Origin of the sequence: Nocardia sp. NBC_01388 (genome assembly GCF_045040085.1) — a bacterium.
Lineage (GTDB): Bacteria > Actinomycetota > Actinomycetes > Mycobacteriales > Mycobacteriaceae > Nocardia.
In genome coordinates, this window is sequence record NZ_CP109553.1 from 2,668,823 (window position 1) to 2,685,782 (window position 16,960).

The following is a 16,960-nucleotide window of genomic DNA, read 5'->3' on the forward strand; positions in this document are numbered from 1 at the left end:
ATTGACTTGCCGGAGTGTGAAACTCAAGCCTCGGTGGTGTATTCGATGTGAAGTTTCTGAAGCCCGCGCAGAATGTAGGTGGGCTCGTAGTCGTAGCTGCGCGCGCCGGCGGGACCGTGCTGCTTCTCGTCGATGCGAATGTCGAGCATGCGGTCCAGAATCCGGGTGAAGGACACCCGTCCCTCCACACGAGCCAGCGGGCCGCCGGGGCAGGTGTGCGCACCGCGCCCGAAGGCGATGTGCTCCCGGGCATTCGGGCGATCGAGGCGGAATTCGTGCGGATCCTCGAAGCGCCGGGGATCGCGGTTGGCGGCACCGGGGCAGATCATGACCGTGGTGCCGATCGGCACGTCCACCCCGCCCACCTGCCCGGCCTTCTTCGCCAAGCGGAACATGCTCTTCACCGGAGCCTCCATCCGCAGCGTCTCCTCGACGAAGAACGGAATCTTGCTGCGATCCGCACGCAGCTGCTGCTGGATCTCCGGATTGTCGGCCAGGAACCGAATACCGGAGGTCAGCAGTTTGGCCGTGGTCTCCTGCCCTGCTGCGAAAAGGAAGGTCGCAGAACGCACCACGTCGATGACCTCGGGTGTCGATCCGTCCGGATACTTCGCCAGCGCCAACTGGGTGAGCACATCATCACGCGGCGCGGCGCGGCGCTCCTCGATATAGGAGGAGAATTTGTCGTCCAGCCACGCCAGCGGATTGCTCGACAACGTGTCGTCGGTCAGCGCGCCGACCTGCGACCCCGGCCGGTCCGCACCCAGCACGACCCGGAACTTCTGGTGATCCTCCTCCGGAACTCCGAGCACGTCGGCGACCACCAGCAGCGAGAAAGGCTTGGCGTACGCGGCGCCGAATTCACAGTTCCCGTCGGCGAGGAATTCGTCCAGCTGCTGGTCGGCCAGCCGCCACATGAACTCCTCGTTCTCCTTCAGGCGTGCGGGGGTGAGCAACCGGTTCAGCACCGACCGCGCGTTCGTGTGCTGCGGCGGGTCCATGGTCACCATGTGCTCGAACATCGGCATCTTGTCCCGATGCCGGTCGATCAGCTCACCCAGATCATCGCCCTCGACCTCGAACGGCAGGGGCGGGAACGGGCCGCCGACGGCGATGATCGACGAGAACGTGCCCGCATCCTTCGTCACCTCGGCCGTTTCCTCGTATCCCGTCACCGCGTATACCCCGCGGTGCGGCAGCGGGGTCACCGGGCATTGCGCGCGCAGGTGGTCGTAATACGGATGGGGATCGGGAACCAACGCCTGGTCCGTGAAGTAGTCGACTGTGTCGAAATCAGTCATCCTGGGCAGCTCCTGCCATCGGTAAGGGAGATTCGAATTTATGGTAACCCTCATCTTCTCAGTTGAGAATAGCATTCTCGCAAGGCGTAGCGACACCGCGCCGAGCACAGAAAAACAGGGCCCGACCAGCCCATAACCCGCCGATAGGCACATAAAAACGGCCGGGACGGCGTGCCGTCCCGGCCGGATGCCGGAGGAAAACCCAGACCTCAGGGCCTCACGTATGTTCGATCGCATGCTCCGGGCACGCCTGCACGGCCTCGGTCACCGCGCCCTGCAGTTCAGTGGGCACATCCTCCACCTTCACCTCGGAGTAGCCATAGTCGGTGAGGGTGAACACCTCCGGGCACAGCGACACACAAACACCGAAGCCACGACAACGATCCGTATCGATGCTGACCTTCACAGAACACCCTCCTCCGCGCCGTCCCCGCAGCACTGCGGCCTTGCGGCGACCGTGTGCGAGAATTACACTCTCATATTCGAGTGTGAGAGTTCCACACAGTGGGCTGCGCGTCAACGCCGAAGGGCCGGTGCGATCAACAGGAGGGAAGCAGATCGGCGGCCAGGGAAGGCGATCCGACACGGAAAGTCTCCACGGTGCCCACCGGATCCGATAACAGCGCGGCCGAATACGCCCGCTGCTTGAAAGCCCTTGCAGCGGAACTCATCCGGTACTGCACCGGACTCCCGACGCGACAATCGAGTTCCGCGGGCCACTGCTCGCCCCACAGGGCGACTTCGAACTGCGCGGCGTCGAGGCTGTCCAGCAGACCGGACCTGATGCGCGCGTCGGTATCGAACAGCGCCGTGTCCACAGCGAGCGAGTGCGGCCGCGCCTCCGGATTGGAGTTCAGGCAGGATTCGAGCCCCAGCACCTCCGCACCGAGAATCTGGACCGGGCGGGGATCGTCGCATTCGGCCACCACGACCCACACCTCCCACCCCGCCAGTACCCGGTCGAAGATCCAGCCGCCCGCATTGCGCACCACCGCCAGCGGATTCGGACCCAGAATCGCCAGGCGATAGCGCAGCTCGCGGGCCTGAACGTACTCCAGCGCAGCATTCACCGACGCCATGTCGTCTTCCTGCGGCGCAAAGGAGTTCACCAATCGGGTAGCCATGTGAGTCTCCATCTCATCGATGAGCTGGGTCGATATCAGCGGAAATGAGAATCTCCTGAAACGGATATCAGACCGCGTGCTGGGCTATAGCGTGATTTACTTAACACCGGGTTCGGCAGAAGGTCAACAAGAGAAACAATCACGACACGCTCCCACTAACGGTGGCCTTTCGCCGGGCCTTCGACCCCACTCGGGCCGTCACATCTCAGGGTGCGGATCGGATCGAAATCGAGGTGGTGTCCAGGAAACCATCGAGCCCTTCGCGGCCGAACTCGCGGCCGATACCGCTGCTCTTCACACCACCGAAGGGTGCGAAGGGATCCATGCTGTAGGGCTGATTGATACCGAGGGTTCCCGTGCGGATCCGGCGGGCCACCGCCAGACCTCGGTCGATATCGGGGGTCCAGACCGAGCCGGACAGGCCATATTCGGTGGCGTCGGCGAGCCGGACGGCATGTGCGTCGTCGTCATAGGGCAGCACGCTCAGCACCGGCCCGAAGATCTCCTCCTGTGCGATGCGCATGGCATTGTCCACATCGACGAACAGCGTCGGGCGGACATACCAGCCAGTCTCGATGCCGTCGGGCAGGCTGGTTCCACCGACCAACAGCCGAGCGCCTTCGCGCTGTCCCTGCTCGATGTATCCGCGCACGCGCTGCTGCTGACGGTGCGAAACCATGGGACCGATCTGGGTCGCCGCATCGAAAGGGTCTCCCACGGTGAGCTTTTCGATCATGCTGACCAGTGCGTCGACGAATTCGCCATAGCGGCTGCGGGGCAGCAGAATCCGGGTCTGCGCGACGCAGGCCTGGCCGCTGTTCATCAGGCCGGCCACGATCATACCGGTCGCGAAGTCCTGCGGGTCGGCATCGTCCAGGACCACCGCGGCGGATTTGCCACCCAGTTCGAGACCGACCTTGCGCAGCGCGGATCCACATGCTTCGGCGACTTGTCTTCCCGCGGCGGTGGATCCGGTGAACGACACCTTGTCCACGCCCGGGTGCGAGACCAGATACCGGCCGGCCTCGCGGTCGCCGGGCAGCACGCTGACCACCCCCGGTGGCAGACCGACCTGTTCGATCAGCTCGGCCATGAGGTTCGCGTCCAGCGGAGTCTCCGGGGACGGTTTGAGCACGATGGTGCATCCGGCCAGCAGGGCGGGAATCAGTTTGGCCACCGTCAGGAACATCGGCATATTCCAGGGAATGATCGCGCCGATCACACCGACCGGTCGCTTGCATACCAGTACGTCCGAGCCGAGGAAGCCCGGCCGGGACTCGCTCCACGGGTATTCTGCGGCGATATCGGCGAAGGCGCGAATCATCGCCCCGGGCAGCCGCGCGTGCGCCGAGCGCGAGAAGGTCAGCGGCGCACCCATTTCCGTGGTGATCAACTCGGCGATATCGTCCACGCGGGTGCTGTAGAACTCAGCCAGCCTGCGCACCAGCGCCACGCGCTCACCCGGGTCCAGGCGCGGCCACGGTCCGGTGTCGAAGGCCGCGCGGGCGGCCGAGACCGCACGATCGACGTCCGCGGGACCGGGTGCCGGAACCCGTGCGATCGGCTGTTCGGTGTGTGGCGAGATCACCTCGATCGTGCCGGTGGCGCTGGGAACGACCCATTCGTTGCCGATGAAAAGCTTGTCTGTACCGCGCATCTGGTTACCTCATACGGACGGGATGTGCTTGTGGATCCGGCCGTCCTTCATGACGAAGCGGACGTCCTGGACGGTGGTGATATCAGCGGTGGGATCACCCGGTACCGCGATGATGTCGGCGAGCAGCCCGGGTGCGAGCCGGCCGCGGTCATCGACATCCAGCAGTTCCGCGGCGGTGACGGTCGCCGCCCGCAGGGCTTGCAGGGGTGTCATCCCGCGGTCGACGAGCGCCCAGAGCTCTTTGGCATTGTCACCGTGCGGCACCGCGGGAGCGTCTGTGCCGCAGGCGATTTTGACTCCGGCCCGGATCGCCTTACGCAGCGTCTCCCGTGCCCGCGGAAAGACCTCGGCGGCCTTCTTCTGCAGTGCGGGAGCGGCTTTGGAGACATCGAGCCCCTCGGACAGATAGCTGGTCGGCACCAGGAAGGTGCCGTGCTCGACCATCATGGCGATGGTGTCGTCGCTGGCCAGTGAGCCGTGCTCGATGCAGTCCACGCCCGCGTTGATGCAGGCTCGGATACCGGCGTCACCATGAGCGTGCGCCGCGACCCGGACCCCGGCGCGATGGGCTTCGTCCACGATCGCCACGAGTTCCTCGTCGGAGTACTGCTGCGCACCGGCGACGGTACCGTGCGACATCACCCCACCGGAGGCAGAGATCTTGATGACTCCGGCACCGTACTTGATCTGGTAGCGCACCGATTCACGCACCTGCGGGACGCCGTTGGCACGGCCCTCCTCCACGCTCAGAGGCATGATGTGGGGTGCGAGCCGCTGGAACATCGTCGGGTCGAGGTGGCCGCCGGTCGGTGTGATGGCATGTCCCGCACCGACAATGCGCGGGCCCTCGACCCAGCCCTGCTCGATCGCGCGTCCCAGATCGACGTCCAGCAGATAGCCGCCGGTTTTGACCATCAAACCGAGATTGCGCACGGTGGTGAATCCCGCGTGCAGCGTGGTGCGCGCGTTCATGGTGGCCCGCAGCGTCCGATACACCGGGTCGTCCTGCACCCCGTGCATGGGATTGGGCAGTCCCGTGGGAGTGTCGGGTCCGCCGATGAGCAGATTGATCTCCATATCCATCAATCCGGGCAGCAGTGTCACGTCGCCCAGCTCGATAACCTCGGCATCGAGCGGCAGCCGCGTGGGATCGACGGCGCTGATCAGGTTGCCTTCGATGACGATGACCGCAGGGGTGTGCACCTGCCCGGTGTCGACGTCGACCCAGCGCGCGGCACGCAGGACCGTGATGTTCTCGCTCACAGGGTCGGCTCGATGACGCAGGTCAGTGTGGAGGATCCCGAATCAGGTATCCGCGGCTGGCGCCACACCTCCACCGGGAAGGACACCATGATCATCGAATACAGCAGGTACATCAGGTTTTTGGCGTCCTCGGGCAGGTCTTCGAGCGGGAATTTGTCACAGTAGGCGATCGCGGCCTCGGCCCGGGGCGTGATCGCGTCGTAGAACCGCTGCATATCGGCCATGGAACTGGCCAGGCGCCGGTCGTAGCGTTCGGGTTCCCCGGCCAGGCACCACACCGTCGCGTACGGCTCCAGATCCGCGAATTCGCCGGGCAACAGTGGTTCGGTCATGGTTTCTTCGCTCATGGTCGCATCGCTCACTGCCGGGCCTCCGCGCGCTCGCGCTGATAGTCGCCGACCCAGTCGGCGGCCACCTTGTGCAGGTGCCGCAGCAGAATTTCCTGGTCGTTGAGTTGAAAGGTGCTGACCGCACGCGATTCGAGCATCATCTGGGTCGCTTCCAACGTGGACGCGTCCTGGAGTCCGTATTCCTTGAAGGTCAGCGCGGACATCTCCTGTGCGATCCGGTCGCGCGGGGTGCGGGCCGGCGGGAAATAGAGATTGCCCTCGAAGATGTGGGTGTTATGGGAGGTCGGCCAGTATTGATAGGTCAGATACCACCCGCCGGACCAGATGAGGATCACGAAGTTCGGCCACAGCTGGAACGAATCCAAACCCCACGGCTCGCAGCCGGCCGGATTGAGACCCGCGGGCATCTCCCCCAGATCCGGTGTGTCCCAAGGCCCGAAGAGCCCACCGCGGGTGATGTCCTCCATCGGTTTGCGCATCGAGGGATCGAGCTCCCAGGTGACCACCCCGGAGGTGCTGACCAGACGGTGCGGACCGTCGAGCTGATAGTGGGGCGCCTCGAAACCCGCCTGCTGCGCGGCGATCGAGAAATTGTCCGGAGTTTGTTTCCCGTGCAGAATCGGCGCGTGATAGAACTCCTGGAAAGCGTCCATGTACAGCTTCCAGTTGGCGCCGACCTCCGATTTGTAGGAATAGCGCTCGGTCAGCTTGTCGAAGGGATACCCCTCGAGCCCGGTGACCATGGGGCCCAGGAACTCTCGCAGGGATTGCCGCGGTTCGGCCGCGAGGTTCACGAAGATGAATCCCGACCACACCTCGCAGTGCACCTTCGCGAGTCCGAGACTGCTCTTGTCGAGGTCGAAGAATTCCTCCTCCTGCTGCACGAACGCCAGCGAGCCGTCGAGCCCATAGCGCCAGCCGTGGTACTTGCAGGTGAACTGCCGGCAGGTTCCGGAGGTCTCCTCGCGCGGAAAATCGTTCCACACCAGCTTGTTCCCGCGATGGCGGCAGATATTGTGGAAGGCGTTGATCTCGCCGTCCCGATCACGCGAGATGATCACCGAGGTGTGGGCGGCGTGAATCTCCTTCGTGAAATAGCTTCCGGTGCGCGGTAGTTGTTCGATGCGCCCGACATGGAGCCACGCGCGTTTGAAGATCGCGTCTCGCTCGAGTTCGAAGAATTCCGGAGCGATCGAGTCCTCGTAGGACATCGGCTCGGTGCTCAGTTCGGGATAGTGCTGCGTCCAGCTGCCCTCGGCGGGCTTGGGCCAACGAGGCATGAGTACTCCTGGGGTATGAATGGGTGACGGGCCGCTGCTACCGGATCGGTTCCTCGCCGAGCACGGTGGTGCGCAACATCTCTCGGGGGGAGTCGGTCGGATAGGGAGCGGCCCGATGGATGACGCCACGGTTGTCCCAGATCACGGTGTCCCCGACGGACCACTCGTGTGTGTAGACACGCGGGGCCGCCGTGCAGCGCGCCAGCAGGCCATCCAGCACTGCACGGCTACGGTCCCCTGCCATCCCGATAACGTGGTCGGTCGATGCGCCGAGCACCAGCGAGCGCCGCCCGGATTTATGGGTCCAGATCAGCGGATGTTCCTTGGTGGGGCGCTTGCGCCAAGCCGCCAGTTGCTCTGGCGTGGGATCGGGCGTGACCAGGCGCTGAGATGCCTCGAGCGAATGCACTACGCGCAACGGGGCCAGCGAGAGCTTCTCCTGGGGGGCGAGATTCTCGTAAGCCTTGTAGGTGCTCGCGAATTCGGTCTCACCGCCGCTGGCGGCCACCGCCTTGGCGGTGAGCATCGTGGCCATCTGCGGGTAGGCGTCGTCCTCGGGGGTGCAGCCGTCGATATGCCAGTCGAAGGTGGCGCGCAGATAACCGGCCGAGGAGTTCTTGGTGGTGTCGAGACTGACCCGGTAGATGCCCTCGACCGGATGGTGACCGGGAGAGGTGTCCACCTCGCCGAGCTTGCGGCAGAAGGCGACCTGGGTTTCCGGATCCAGGTGCAGATCCCGGAACACGAGCACACCGTGCTCTTCCAGGGCTCCCATGACGGCGGCGGGGATCGAGTCGTCCGACAGCAGCCGCGCCGGATCGAGGCCGGTGATCTCGGCGCCCACCTCGTGTCCGAGCTTGTCTATGGTGATGGTCACGGGTGCGGCTCCTTGATCCGTTCGAGTTCGGCGTCGGCACTGTCGACCGGCGTGGGCTGCTGAAAGATTTCGACCGCCATGGCGACCATGACCAGCGAGTAGATCAACCGCAGCAGCGCCAGGGCGTCCTCGGGCAGATCGTCGAGCGGGAACTTGTCGCAGTAGGAGATGGCTTCTTCCAGACGTGGGAAGAAGGCGTCGTAGAACGTGATCAGCTCCGGCATGGAGCTGCTTATCCGGCGGGCGTAGCGTTCGGTTTCGGTAGGCAGGCACCAGGTTTCGGCGAACCCCTCGAGATCGGCGAAAGCCGGCGGTAGCAGTGGGCCGCTCATCGCCGCGCCTCCTGTTCGCGCAGGTGCTCATCGACCCAGTCGGCGACGGCCTTGTGGAAATGCTTGACCAGGATTTCCTGGTCGTTGACCGGGAAGCTGGTCAATCCCGCGGTGCGGTACGCCGATTCCAGCGCGGTCTGGGTGCCGGTCAGCATGCCGGCGTCCTGCAGCGCGAACTCCTTGAACACCACCGAGGCGACCTCGTGCTCCACCCGTTCGCGCACCGTGCGTGCGGGCTGGAAGCACAGCATGCCCTCGAATCGATGGGTGTTGTACGAGGTCGGCCAGTAGCGGTAGAGCAGATACCAGCCGCGGTAGATGAGAATTTCGATATTCGGGAAGATCTGGAAGTTGTCGATCCCCCACGGCTCGACCCGTCCGGGGTTGAGACCCGTTGGCGGGTCGCCCAATTCGGGTGATTCCCACGGACCCACCAGGCCGCTGCGGGTGATGCGCTCGATCGGATACATGAACTCCGCCGGCAGGGTCCAGCGGCGTGCGCCGCCGGTGGAGACCATTCGATGCGGACCGCCGATTTGGAAATGCGCGCATTCGAAACCCTTGCCGGGAGTGCGGACCGCACTGGGAATCTGCTGCGAATGCAGCCCCGGCACGTGGTAGTACTCCTGGAAGGCGTCGGCGAACAGTTTCCAGTTGCTGTGATTATCGGCCGTGAACTCGTACCACTCCGTCATCTTGCCGAAGGGGTAGCCGTCCAGATCTGTGATCATCGGACCGAGGAATTCGCGCAGGGTCTGGCGCGGTTCGGCCGCGAGATTCACGAAGATGAACCCGGACCACACCTCGCAGTGCACTTTCGCCAGGCCCAGCTTCTCGGTGTCGAGATCGAAGAATTCCCCTTCCTGCTGCACGAAGGCCAGCGAGCCGTCGAGCCCATAGCGCCAGCCGTGGTACTTGCAGGTGAACTGCCGGCAGGTTCCGGAGGTCTCCTCGCGCGGAAAATCGTTCCACACCAGCTTGTTCCCGCGATGGCGGCAGACATTGTGGAAGGCGTTGATCTCCCCGTCGCGATCACGTACGACGATGAGCGACGTGCGCGCCACCTCGAGTTCCTTGGTGAAATAGCTTCCGGTGCGCGGAACCTGTTCCACGCGCCCGACATTCAGCCACGCGCGTTTGAAGATAGCGTCCCGCTCGAGTTCGAAGAATTCCGGCGACACCGAATCCTCGAACGACATCATGGAGGTACCCAGTTCGGGATAGTGTTCTGTCCAACTGCCCTCGGCGGGCCTGGGCCATTGCCTGACGGTCGATTGGCTCACGATCGATCGATCCTCCGTTTCCGGTTGTGTGCTCATATCACCGACCCGCCGTTCACGCCGAGAACCTGACCGGTGATGTATCCGGCCTGTTCCGAGCACAGGAATACGCATGCGGCCGCGATGTCCTCGCCCGTGCCCAGATGCCCGACCGGGATCGCCCGGGCCATAGTGGCGTTGTCGGGCAGGTTCCCGGCCGCCTGCGAATTCCGCGACATCGGCGTATCGATTCCCGAGGGCGGAATGGTGTTGACGGTGATCCCGCGTGCCGCGTACTCGCGTGCCAGGCCTTTGGTCATCGCGACCACCGCCCCCTTGGCCGCGGTGTAATGGATCATTCCCGGCGAACCGCGTTGCGCGCTCGAGGACGAGATCGTCACGATCCGACCCCATCCGGCCGCCAGCATGTCCCCGATCGCGGCTTGCACGCAGTGGAAGACACCGTTGAGATTCACATCGACCACGCGCTGCCACGCCTGCGGGGAAATCTCGGTGAACGGCGCGAACCCCACCAAACCCGCACTGGTGACCAGGATTTCGACGGGCCCGAACTCCGCGCGGACCTTGCGCAGGGCCTCCTGCACCGCGGCCCGGTCGGTGACGTCGACCTCGCACGCCATCGCGGCGCCGCCCTCGGCGCGCAATTGCTCCGCGGCGCGCTGGGTGGCGGCGGCATCGATATCGAGGACCGCGACGCGGTCACCGTTCTCGGCGAACGATCGGCAGATGGACAGCCCCATCCCCGATGCGCCACCGGTCACCACCGCGACCCGCGCGACGCCGGAGCGGCGCTGATCGGAAGGAGGCTTCGAGGAAGTCATCACAGGCAACACCACATTCTTCGATCGGCCGTGCGGCACCGGGCCGTCGCGGCGGCGGATCAGGGACGACGCCCTGCTCCAGGGCCTTAATCGAGTGATTAATTAAGCGAGTGATTAAGATATACGGCAGCGGATTCGCAACTGTCAAGACACCGCCGGAAACGACCTCGCTAAACGCGCGGGGAGGACCGGTCACCGACCCACCCGTAGGGTGAGTCGGCACAGCATCCAGGAGGCCTCACACATGAAGTCCGAGCGCGGCGCCACCGCCGACAGCGTGACCACGCGAGCCGCACTGCTGGACGCGGCGCAGCAGATCATGCTCGAGGAGGGCTACGCCGCGGTCAGTACCCGCCGCATCGCCGCACTGGCCTCTGCCAATTCGGCGCTGGTGTACTACTACTTCGGCAATATGGACAATCTGTTCGTCGAGTTGTTCCGGCGCGGAGCCGATCGCAGCTATGCGCATCAGCTCGAAGCACTGAACTCCCCGCAGCCGCTGTGGGCGCTGTGGGAATCCATCCACGACCAGTCCCACACGGCACTGACCATGGAATTCGTGGCGCTGGCCAACCATCGAAAAGCTATCCGCGTCGAAATCACCGAGTCCTCCAAACGATTTCGCGCGCTGCAACTGGCCGCGGTCTCGGAGATCCTCGCCCGATACGGCGCGCAGACGCGCCCCTACACCCCCGGCGCGCTGGTTCTGCTCATGTCCAGCATCTCCCGCTTCCTGCGCATGGAGGAAGCCTTCGGTATCGACACCTGCCACGACGAGACCATCGAACTGATCGAGACCTACCTGCGGGACCTCGAAGGCGAGCGCCGGCCGAACCCACAGTGAGCCGGCGGGTTTTGGTGTTCGTCAATCAGACCACGACCAGCTCCGAGCAGCCCGATCCAGCCATAACCGCCAGCGGTGTGCGGGTCATCCTGACCAGAGTTCATGCGTCCTGGTTGATCTCGTCCTTCGACCCGGTGTAGCGAGACCTTGTTCCCCGCAGGCGAACACTCAGCTCTCGCCGGGGAACGGATGTGTGCCGGGCAGTTTGATGACCGACAGGTACATCTCGAGGGCCGGACGGTACAGATCGACATCATTGAGCTGACTGCCCAGCACCACGGAGTCGCAGGTGGCGATCAGTACATGCGCGAAGGTCAGCGGCGCGATCAGCAGGGTCCCACCGATCCGCTCGAGGCCCTCGACGATGAACTCCGCCAGTTCCTGCACGACCTGCAGCCTCTTGCTCGCGACCCGATCACGCACCTCGGGATTGCGCAGCAGGTACAGGGTGAACTCATGGCCCAGCGCAGCCTGTTCGGCGCCGCGGTCACTACCGAGTTGGCGCCACCGCTGAGCGATGTCGTCGAGTTCGCGCGCACCCACCTCGCGCACCGCAGACAGCAGTTCCGCGAATGTGTCGAAGTAGCGACGCCAGTACCGGTCACTCACCGCCAGGAACAGGTCTTCCTTGGTGGTGAAGTGCTTGTAGATGGCGCCCTTCGTATACCCCGCAGTATGCGCGATGTCATCGAGAGTGGCTGCGGTGAAACCTTTTTCGGCGAACACCGCCTCCGCGGCATCGAGCAGCAGCGATCGCGTGTACGCCAATCGTCGCTCCGCAGTCCACCGCTCAACCATGTCGGCGAGTCTAACAGAGGATCTTAGAACCTCATTGGATTCTTAGATACCCGCTGGTATATTGACGTCGTACTCATCGCCGATCCGCATCCCGTGTCCGAGCGGTTGAGCGAGCGATGTGTTACGTCGATTCAGTAAGGAGGCAGTTTCATGACGGAACTGTCGAGCAAGAAGACCGCTCCCTACGTCACCGAGCCGCTCGGCGATACCGCCTCGCTCGGCGCCCAGGTTCAGGCGAAAAGCAAACCGGTCCGGATTTGGGCCATAATCGGCGGCGCAATTCTCGCCTTCCAGCTGTATGTCTGGATCCGGTGGATGATCGGACCCAATTTCGAGCGGGTGCCGACCGGTCCCAGCGATCCACCGATATTGATGAAGACGATCCTCATCGTCTGGACGACCGTCATCCTGATCGGCCTGCCGGTCGGCATCTATTTCTTCATCATCAGGCCGTGGCGGCGCGAACGCCGGATCACGACAGACGGCATGCTCCTGGTGGCCTGCGGCCTGTTGTTCTTCCAAGATCCGCTGCTGAACTACTTCAACACCTGGAGTACCTACAACACGTGGATGTTCAACCGGGGCTCATGGGTTCTCGATGTTCCAGGCTGGCGATCGTTCGGGGCGCCGGGCCACATGATGGCGGAACCGATCCTGATGAATGCGCCGGGATATTCGTACGGAATTCTCCTGTGCACGATCCTGGGATGCTGGATCATGCGTAAGGCCAAGGCGAAATGGCCGAACATCAGCAATGCCGGATTGATCGGTATCCTGCTCGTCTGGACATTCTTCTTCGACTTCATCATCGAGGGTCTGTTCCTGATGCCGATGGGGCTCTTCACCTATCCCGGCGCAATCCGCTCCCTGTCGCTCAATGCCGGAACCTACTATCAGTGGCCGCTCTACGAAGGCGTCATGTGGGGTGGCGTCCAGGCGGGCCTGTGCTCGCTGCGCTATTTCACCGACGATCGCGGCCGGACCTTCGTCGAACGGGGGCTCGATCGCATCCAGGGTGGATTCGTGCGGCAGCAGTTCACCCGTTTCCTGGCGATCTTCGCGGCGTGCAGCATCTTCTTCTTCGTCTGCTACAACATTCCCGCGCAGTGGTTCGCCATGCACACCGATCCCTGGCCGGCCGATATCCAGAAGCGCTCGTACTTCGATATGGGCATCTGCGGAGAAGGGACCGGGCGGCTGTGCCCCGACCCGAATCTGCCGATACCCGGCAAGGACACCGGCTACATCGATCCGAACGGAAAGCTCGTGCTGCCCAAGGGCGTAGAGCTCCCGAAGGTCGTTCCCTTCGATCGAGGACACTGAAATGCTGATCAGCCAACCCGACACGACCGATTCCGAAACCACGGTTCCCGCCGAGTGGGAGACGTCGCCGTTCTACAAGACGGTGGGCAACGAGGTAGACGTCTTTCGCGCGGCGTCCCGGCGCGGCCTGCCGGTACTCCTGAAGGGCCCCACCGGATGTGGGAAGACCCGTTTCGTGGAGGCCATGGCCGATGAGCTCGGCCGTGAACTCATCACCGTCGCCGGACATGAGGATTTGACCTCCGCGGACTTGGTCGGGCGCTTCTTGCTCAAGGGCGGGGACACCGTCTGGGTGGACGGGCCGCTGACCCGAGCAGTACGCGAGGGCGCCATCTGCTACCTGGACGAGGTGGTAGAGGCGCGTCAGGACACCACCGTGGTCATTCATCCGCTCGCCGACCATCGCCGCGAACTTCCCGTCGACCGGCTCGGCACCACCCTGAAGGCGGCGGCAGGGTTCCAGCTGGTGATCTCCTACAACCCCGGCTACCAGAGCGTCCTGAAGAATCTGAAGGAGTCCACACGTCAGCGTTTCGTCGCGATCGAACTCGACTTCCCTTCCGCGGCAATCGAAACCGAAGTGGTAGCCCATGAGGCCGGGATCGGTACCGAGACGGCGAGTGCGCTGGTGACCCTGGGCAACGCCATCCGGAACCTCGATGGTTCTCCGCTGCGTGAGGTGTCCTCGACCCGAATGCTGATCCTCGCCGGCGGCCTGGTCGCCGGCGGGTTGAGCCTGCGCAGCGCGATCCAGTCCGCCATCGTGCAGGTGCTGTCCGACGATCGGGATGTCGTGCGCGCTCTGGGTGAATTGGCCGATGCCGTCCTGCCACAGTCATGAACGCTTCCGATTCGCACAGCTTCGAGCGATTTCGCCTGCTGGCCACCTTCGTGGCCGGCAGGTCGGTGGAGATCGCGGAGGCCGCGCCGGGTGAGCCGGCGCATACGAACGGTCAGGTCGTATTCGTCTCGGCCGGACGGTCACTCGAGGAGCAGCGGCGCGAGATGCTGGTCCAGAGCGCACTGCTCGGTGCGGGAAGCCTGGATCAGCAGTGGGTCAAAGCATTACGTGCCCGCCCCGCGATCGCGCGCCGCTATCTGGCGCTGGAGGGACGCCGGGTGCTCACCGGGCTCGCCGAACGGCTCCCACTCGCGGCCGCGCTGGTGACGGAGGCGGGTGCGCACCCGGCGAGTATCGGTGAATCACTCGAAAGGGCCAGGGGCCGAGCGAAAGTCGCCGATCCACCGGAGTGGTTCGGGGCCATCAGACCGTCACGGTTGCTCGCGGCGGTGGCGGGACCGGGCGCGGCGCCCACTGCCAGGGAACTGCACCTGGAATTCGATCCGCTCGACGTGCCCGAGACCCAGGACGATGGCGATGATGAGCGGTCCGGGGAGAGCAAGATCCTCAAGCTGTTCGAGAACCCGCTCTTCAGCTCCCAGAGCCTGATGGATCAGCTCCGGAAACGGCTCGGCAGCTCGCGCTCGGCCTCGGACGGCGGCGCCGGGGCCGAGGCACAGGTGCGTGCCGTGCGGCGCGCGCGGATGGTCGGCCCCGATGCCCGGCCGCTGCCGATCCAGATCCGGTTCAGCGATGACAGCAAGCCCGGCGCGGCCGCGGGTGTGGGCGGGGCGCTGCATCCGGAGTGGGACGTGCACAACAATCGGTATCGGCCCGAATGGTGCCGGGTCATCGACTTTCCGCTCACGGTCGCCGCGGACATGTCCGCCGCGGGAGTTCCCGCCGATGACGTCCTGCGACGGCGCCTGGCTCGGGTCGGGCTCGGCCCCAAGGTTTTGCGTGGCCGGCCCGACGGGGACGATCTCGACATCGAGGCGCTGATCGATCTGTTCGTCGATCTGCGTTCGGGTTACTCCCGGCCGGAGAATGTCTACCTCGAACATCGCAAACTCACCCGCAATCTCGGCGTGCTGATTCTGCTCGATGCCTCCGGATCGGCCACCGATACCGATCCGGAGGGCCTGGCGGTCCACGATCATCAGCGACGCGCGGCCGCCACCCTGGCTCTGACGCTCGAAGAACTCGGTGACCGCGTCGCTGTGTACGCATTCCGCTCCCAGGGGCGGCACGCGGTGCATCTGCCGGCGATCAAGACGTTCGATCAGCGTTTCGGAGCGATCGGGCGAGCACGGCTCAATCAACTCCAGCCATCGAACTACACGCGACTGGGCGCCGGTATCCGCGGTGCGGGAGAGATTCTGAAAAAGGAGGCCGGCACCCAGAACCGGCTGCTGCTGGTGCTTTCCGACGGCGTTCCCTACGACGACGGATACGAGGGCCGGTACGCCGAAGCCGACGCATACAAGGCCCTCGAGGAATTGCGCGCGGATGGTGTTGCCTGCCTGTGCCTTTCGATCGGCGCGACCACGGCCACCGAAGAACTCGAACGCGTCTTCGGCTCCGCCTCGCACGCCGGGGCCGCCACCCTCGCCGAACTGAGCCCGCAGATGGACGAGTTGTTCCTGTCCTCCCTGCGCGAACTCAGCGCACCGAGAGCATTGCGCGCGTGAGAGCCTGATAGTGCTACAGCCGCCGCGCCGACCTCAGCGCTTCGAGCAAAGCCCCACCCACATCGGGAAACCGTTGGGGTGGGGCCTTTTTCGCTGGAGCGAACCTAGCTGCGCGGCACCAGCCCCTGCGGCATGATGAAGGGCAGGTCGTTGTAGGTTGCGATGCCGGACGGGGCAGCCACGACAGCGGGGATCGCATTGATGACCGGCATGGCGGTCATGACGTGGCCGAGAGTCATGAAGTCGGCGATCGTCTCGGCCTGGAAGTCCGGGGGCGGCAGGAAGCTGATGACGTTCTTCACCGTCGGACGACCATCGACCTGCAATACCCAGCCGTCCTGATCGATCTTCCAGTCCGGCTGCAAGGTCTGTCCCTTGCGCCAGCGGATATCGATCTCGACGATGGTCTTACCCGCGACCGAGCCCTTCCAGCGGACGTGTACTCCGGCAACGCATCCGGCCGGGATCGTCCAGGATCCGAGATCGAGATCGGCTGTGGTCTCGGCATATTCGGCATCACATCGGACGTCGTCCAAGTCGACGCCGAGTGCGTCGCCGATCAGCCGCACCGCCTCCCCGAAGACGCCGGTTCCCGAGGCGGTCAAGGCCGGGAGTTCCGGGTCGTCGATGGGCCGTCCGAATCCGACCGGCTTCTCGGTCTCGGGCGAGTCGTAGAACGTCGTGTCGGCGGCCTCGTACACGGTGACCTTGTCGACCCGGTCGCAGATGCCGGCGGACAGGATGGCCATGAGGTTGATATAGCCCGGGCTGATGCCGGAACCGAATATGGTCGCCTCGCCACGCTTACATGCCTCGGCGATCCGATCCCGCCCCTCGCCCTGGTTATGGCCGGTGATGAAGGATGCGGTGGCGACGACGTCGATACCCGCGGACAGAATGCGGACCAGTTCCCCGGTATCGATCCACATCGGGTTGTAGACAATGCAATCCGGTTTCAGTGCCAGCAGCGCGTCGATATCGTCGGTAGCGGTGACGCCCAGGGGATCGATACCGCACAGCTCACCGACATCGCGTCCCACCTTGTCCGGTGACCACGCATAACAGCCGATGAGCTCCAGCCCTGGATTGGCCGCGATCGCACGCACCGAGCTTTTACCTACATTGCCGGTTGTCCACTGAACGACCCGATAGATTCGTGGGTTGGACATTCTTCCTCC

General features: G+C 64.3%; 17 protein-coding genes and 1 pseudogene. 5 read left to right on the forward strand and 13 right to left on the reverse strand.

The annotated features are described in order from the left end of the window. Positions 1-23 precede the first annotated feature (23 nt). From OG716_RS13020 to OG716_RS13070, 11 genes are all read right to left on the reverse strand, one after another. A complete protein-coding gene (locus OG716_RS13020; RefSeq protein WP_405137904.1) occupies positions 24-1,301 on the reverse strand; it encodes a cytochrome P450 in 1,278 nt (425 codons plus the stop codon). 217 nt (positions 1,302-1,518) lie between these two features. Then, a complete protein-coding gene (locus OG716_RS13025; RefSeq protein ID WP_405137905.1) occupies positions 1,519-1,707 on the reverse strand; it encodes a ferredoxin in 189 nt (62 codons plus the stop codon). Positions 1,708-1,840: 133 nt separating this feature from the next. Continuing rightward, positions 1,841-2,335, reverse strand: coding sequence for a hypothetical protein (locus OG716_RS13030; RefSeq protein WP_405139657.1), 495 nt, complete (start codon positions 2,333-2,335; stop codon positions 1,841-1,843). A 295-nt stretch (positions 2,336-2,630) separates the two neighbouring features. Further along, the gene (locus tag OG716_RS13035; protein ID WP_405137906.1) at positions 2,631-4,082 is read right to left on the reverse strand and encodes an aldehyde dehydrogenase; all 1,452 of its coding nucleotides are present in this window, start codon (positions 4,080-4,082) and stop codon (positions 2,631-2,633) included. A 9-nt stretch (positions 4,083-4,091) separates the two neighbouring features. Beyond that, complete coding sequence (locus tag OG716_RS13040; RefSeq protein ID WP_405137907.1) at positions 4,092-5,345, reverse strand: amidohydrolase family protein; 1,254 nt, start codon at positions 5,343-5,345, stop codon at positions 4,092-4,094. After that, on the reverse strand, positions 5,342-5,677 hold the full coding sequence (locus OG716_RS13045; RefSeq protein ID WP_405139659.1) for a hypothetical protein: 336 nt from the start codon (positions 5,675-5,677) through the stop codon (positions 5,342-5,344). Before OG716_RS13045 ends, OG716_RS13040 begins: the two co-directional genes overlap by 4 nt. A 26-nt stretch (positions 5,678-5,703) precedes the next feature. After that, entirely contained in the window at positions 5,704-6,975 is a 1,272-nt protein-coding gene (locus OG716_RS13050) for an aromatic ring-hydroxylating dioxygenase subunit alpha (RefSeq protein ID WP_405137908.1), read from the reverse strand. Between the two features lie 37 nt (positions 6,976-7,012). Next, positions 7,013-7,852, reverse strand: coding sequence for a TauD/TfdA dioxygenase family protein (locus OG716_RS13055; protein ID WP_405137909.1), 840 nt, complete (start codon positions 7,850-7,852; stop codon positions 7,013-7,015). Beyond that, positions 7,849-8,184: a hypothetical protein gene (locus OG716_RS13060; RefSeq protein ID WP_405137910.1), complete on the reverse strand. Its 336-nt coding sequence runs from the start codon at positions 8,182-8,184 to the stop codon at positions 7,849-7,851. Before OG716_RS13060 ends, OG716_RS13055 begins: the two co-directional genes overlap by 4 nt. Further along, positions 8,181-9,467, reverse strand: coding sequence for an aromatic ring-hydroxylating dioxygenase subunit alpha (locus OG716_RS13065; RefSeq protein ID WP_405137911.1), 1,287 nt, complete (start codon positions 9,465-9,467; stop codon positions 8,181-8,183). Before OG716_RS13065 ends, OG716_RS13060 begins: the two co-directional genes overlap by 4 nt. Before the next feature lie 32 nt (positions 9,468-9,499). Further along, positions 9,500-10,285, reverse strand: a complete 786-nt coding sequence (locus OG716_RS13070) for an SDR family NAD(P)-dependent oxidoreductase (RefSeq protein ID WP_405137912.1) — start codon at positions 10,283-10,285, stop codon at positions 9,500-9,502. Positions 10,286-10,529: 244 nt separating this feature from the next. Here OG716_RS13070 and OG716_RS13075 point away from each other — a divergent pair, with 244 nt between their 5' ends. Both OG716_RS13075 and OG716_RS13080 read left to right on the forward strand, forming a co-directional pair. Beyond that, entirely contained in the window at positions 10,530-11,129 is a 600-nt protein-coding gene (locus tag OG716_RS13075; protein WP_405137913.1) for a TetR/AcrR family transcriptional regulator, read from the forward strand. An 8-nt stretch (positions 11,130-11,137) separates the two neighbouring features. Continuing rightward, a pseudogene (locus tag OG716_RS13080) lies at positions 11,138-11,269 on the forward strand (twin-arginine translocation pathway signal); the annotation flags it as partial. A 28-nt stretch (positions 11,270-11,297) separates the two neighbouring features. Here the strand turns inward: OG716_RS13080 and OG716_RS13085 are convergent. Further along, positions 11,298-11,927, reverse strand: coding sequence for a TetR/AcrR family transcriptional regulator (locus OG716_RS13085; protein WP_405137914.1), 630 nt, complete (start codon positions 11,925-11,927; stop codon positions 11,298-11,300). Between the two features lie 150 nt (positions 11,928-12,077). On the opposite strand from OG716_RS13085, the gene OG716_RS13090 reads away from it, so the two are divergent. From OG716_RS13090 to OG716_RS13100, 3 genes are read left to right on the forward strand one after another with little or no spacing between them, the layout of a single operon-like run. After that, a complete protein-coding gene (locus tag OG716_RS13090) occupies positions 12,078-13,250 on the forward strand; it encodes a spirocyclase AveC family protein (protein WP_405137915.1) in 1,173 nt (390 codons plus the stop codon). 1 nt (position 13,251) lies between these two features. After that, positions 13,252-14,091: a CbbQ/NirQ/NorQ/GpvN family protein gene (locus tag OG716_RS13095; protein WP_405137916.1), complete on the forward strand. Its 840-nt coding sequence runs from the start codon at positions 13,252-13,254 to the stop codon at positions 14,089-14,091. Further along, the gene (locus OG716_RS13100; protein ID WP_405137917.1) at positions 14,088-15,782 is read left to right on the forward strand and encodes a nitric oxide reductase activation protein NorD; all 1,695 of its coding nucleotides are present in this window, start codon (positions 14,088-14,090) and stop codon (positions 15,780-15,782) included. The genes OG716_RS13095 and OG716_RS13100 overlap by 4 nt, the downstream gene beginning before the upstream one ends. A gap of 104 nt (positions 15,783-15,886) precedes the next feature. Here the strand turns inward: OG716_RS13100 and OG716_RS13105 are convergent, their stop codons facing one another. Further along, the gene (locus OG716_RS13105) at positions 15,887-16,951 is read right to left on the reverse strand and encodes a dihydrodipicolinate reductase (RefSeq protein ID WP_405137918.1); all 1,065 of its coding nucleotides are present in this window, start codon (positions 16,949-16,951) and stop codon (positions 15,887-15,889) included. Between the last annotated feature and the right edge of the window lie 9 nt (positions 16,952-16,960).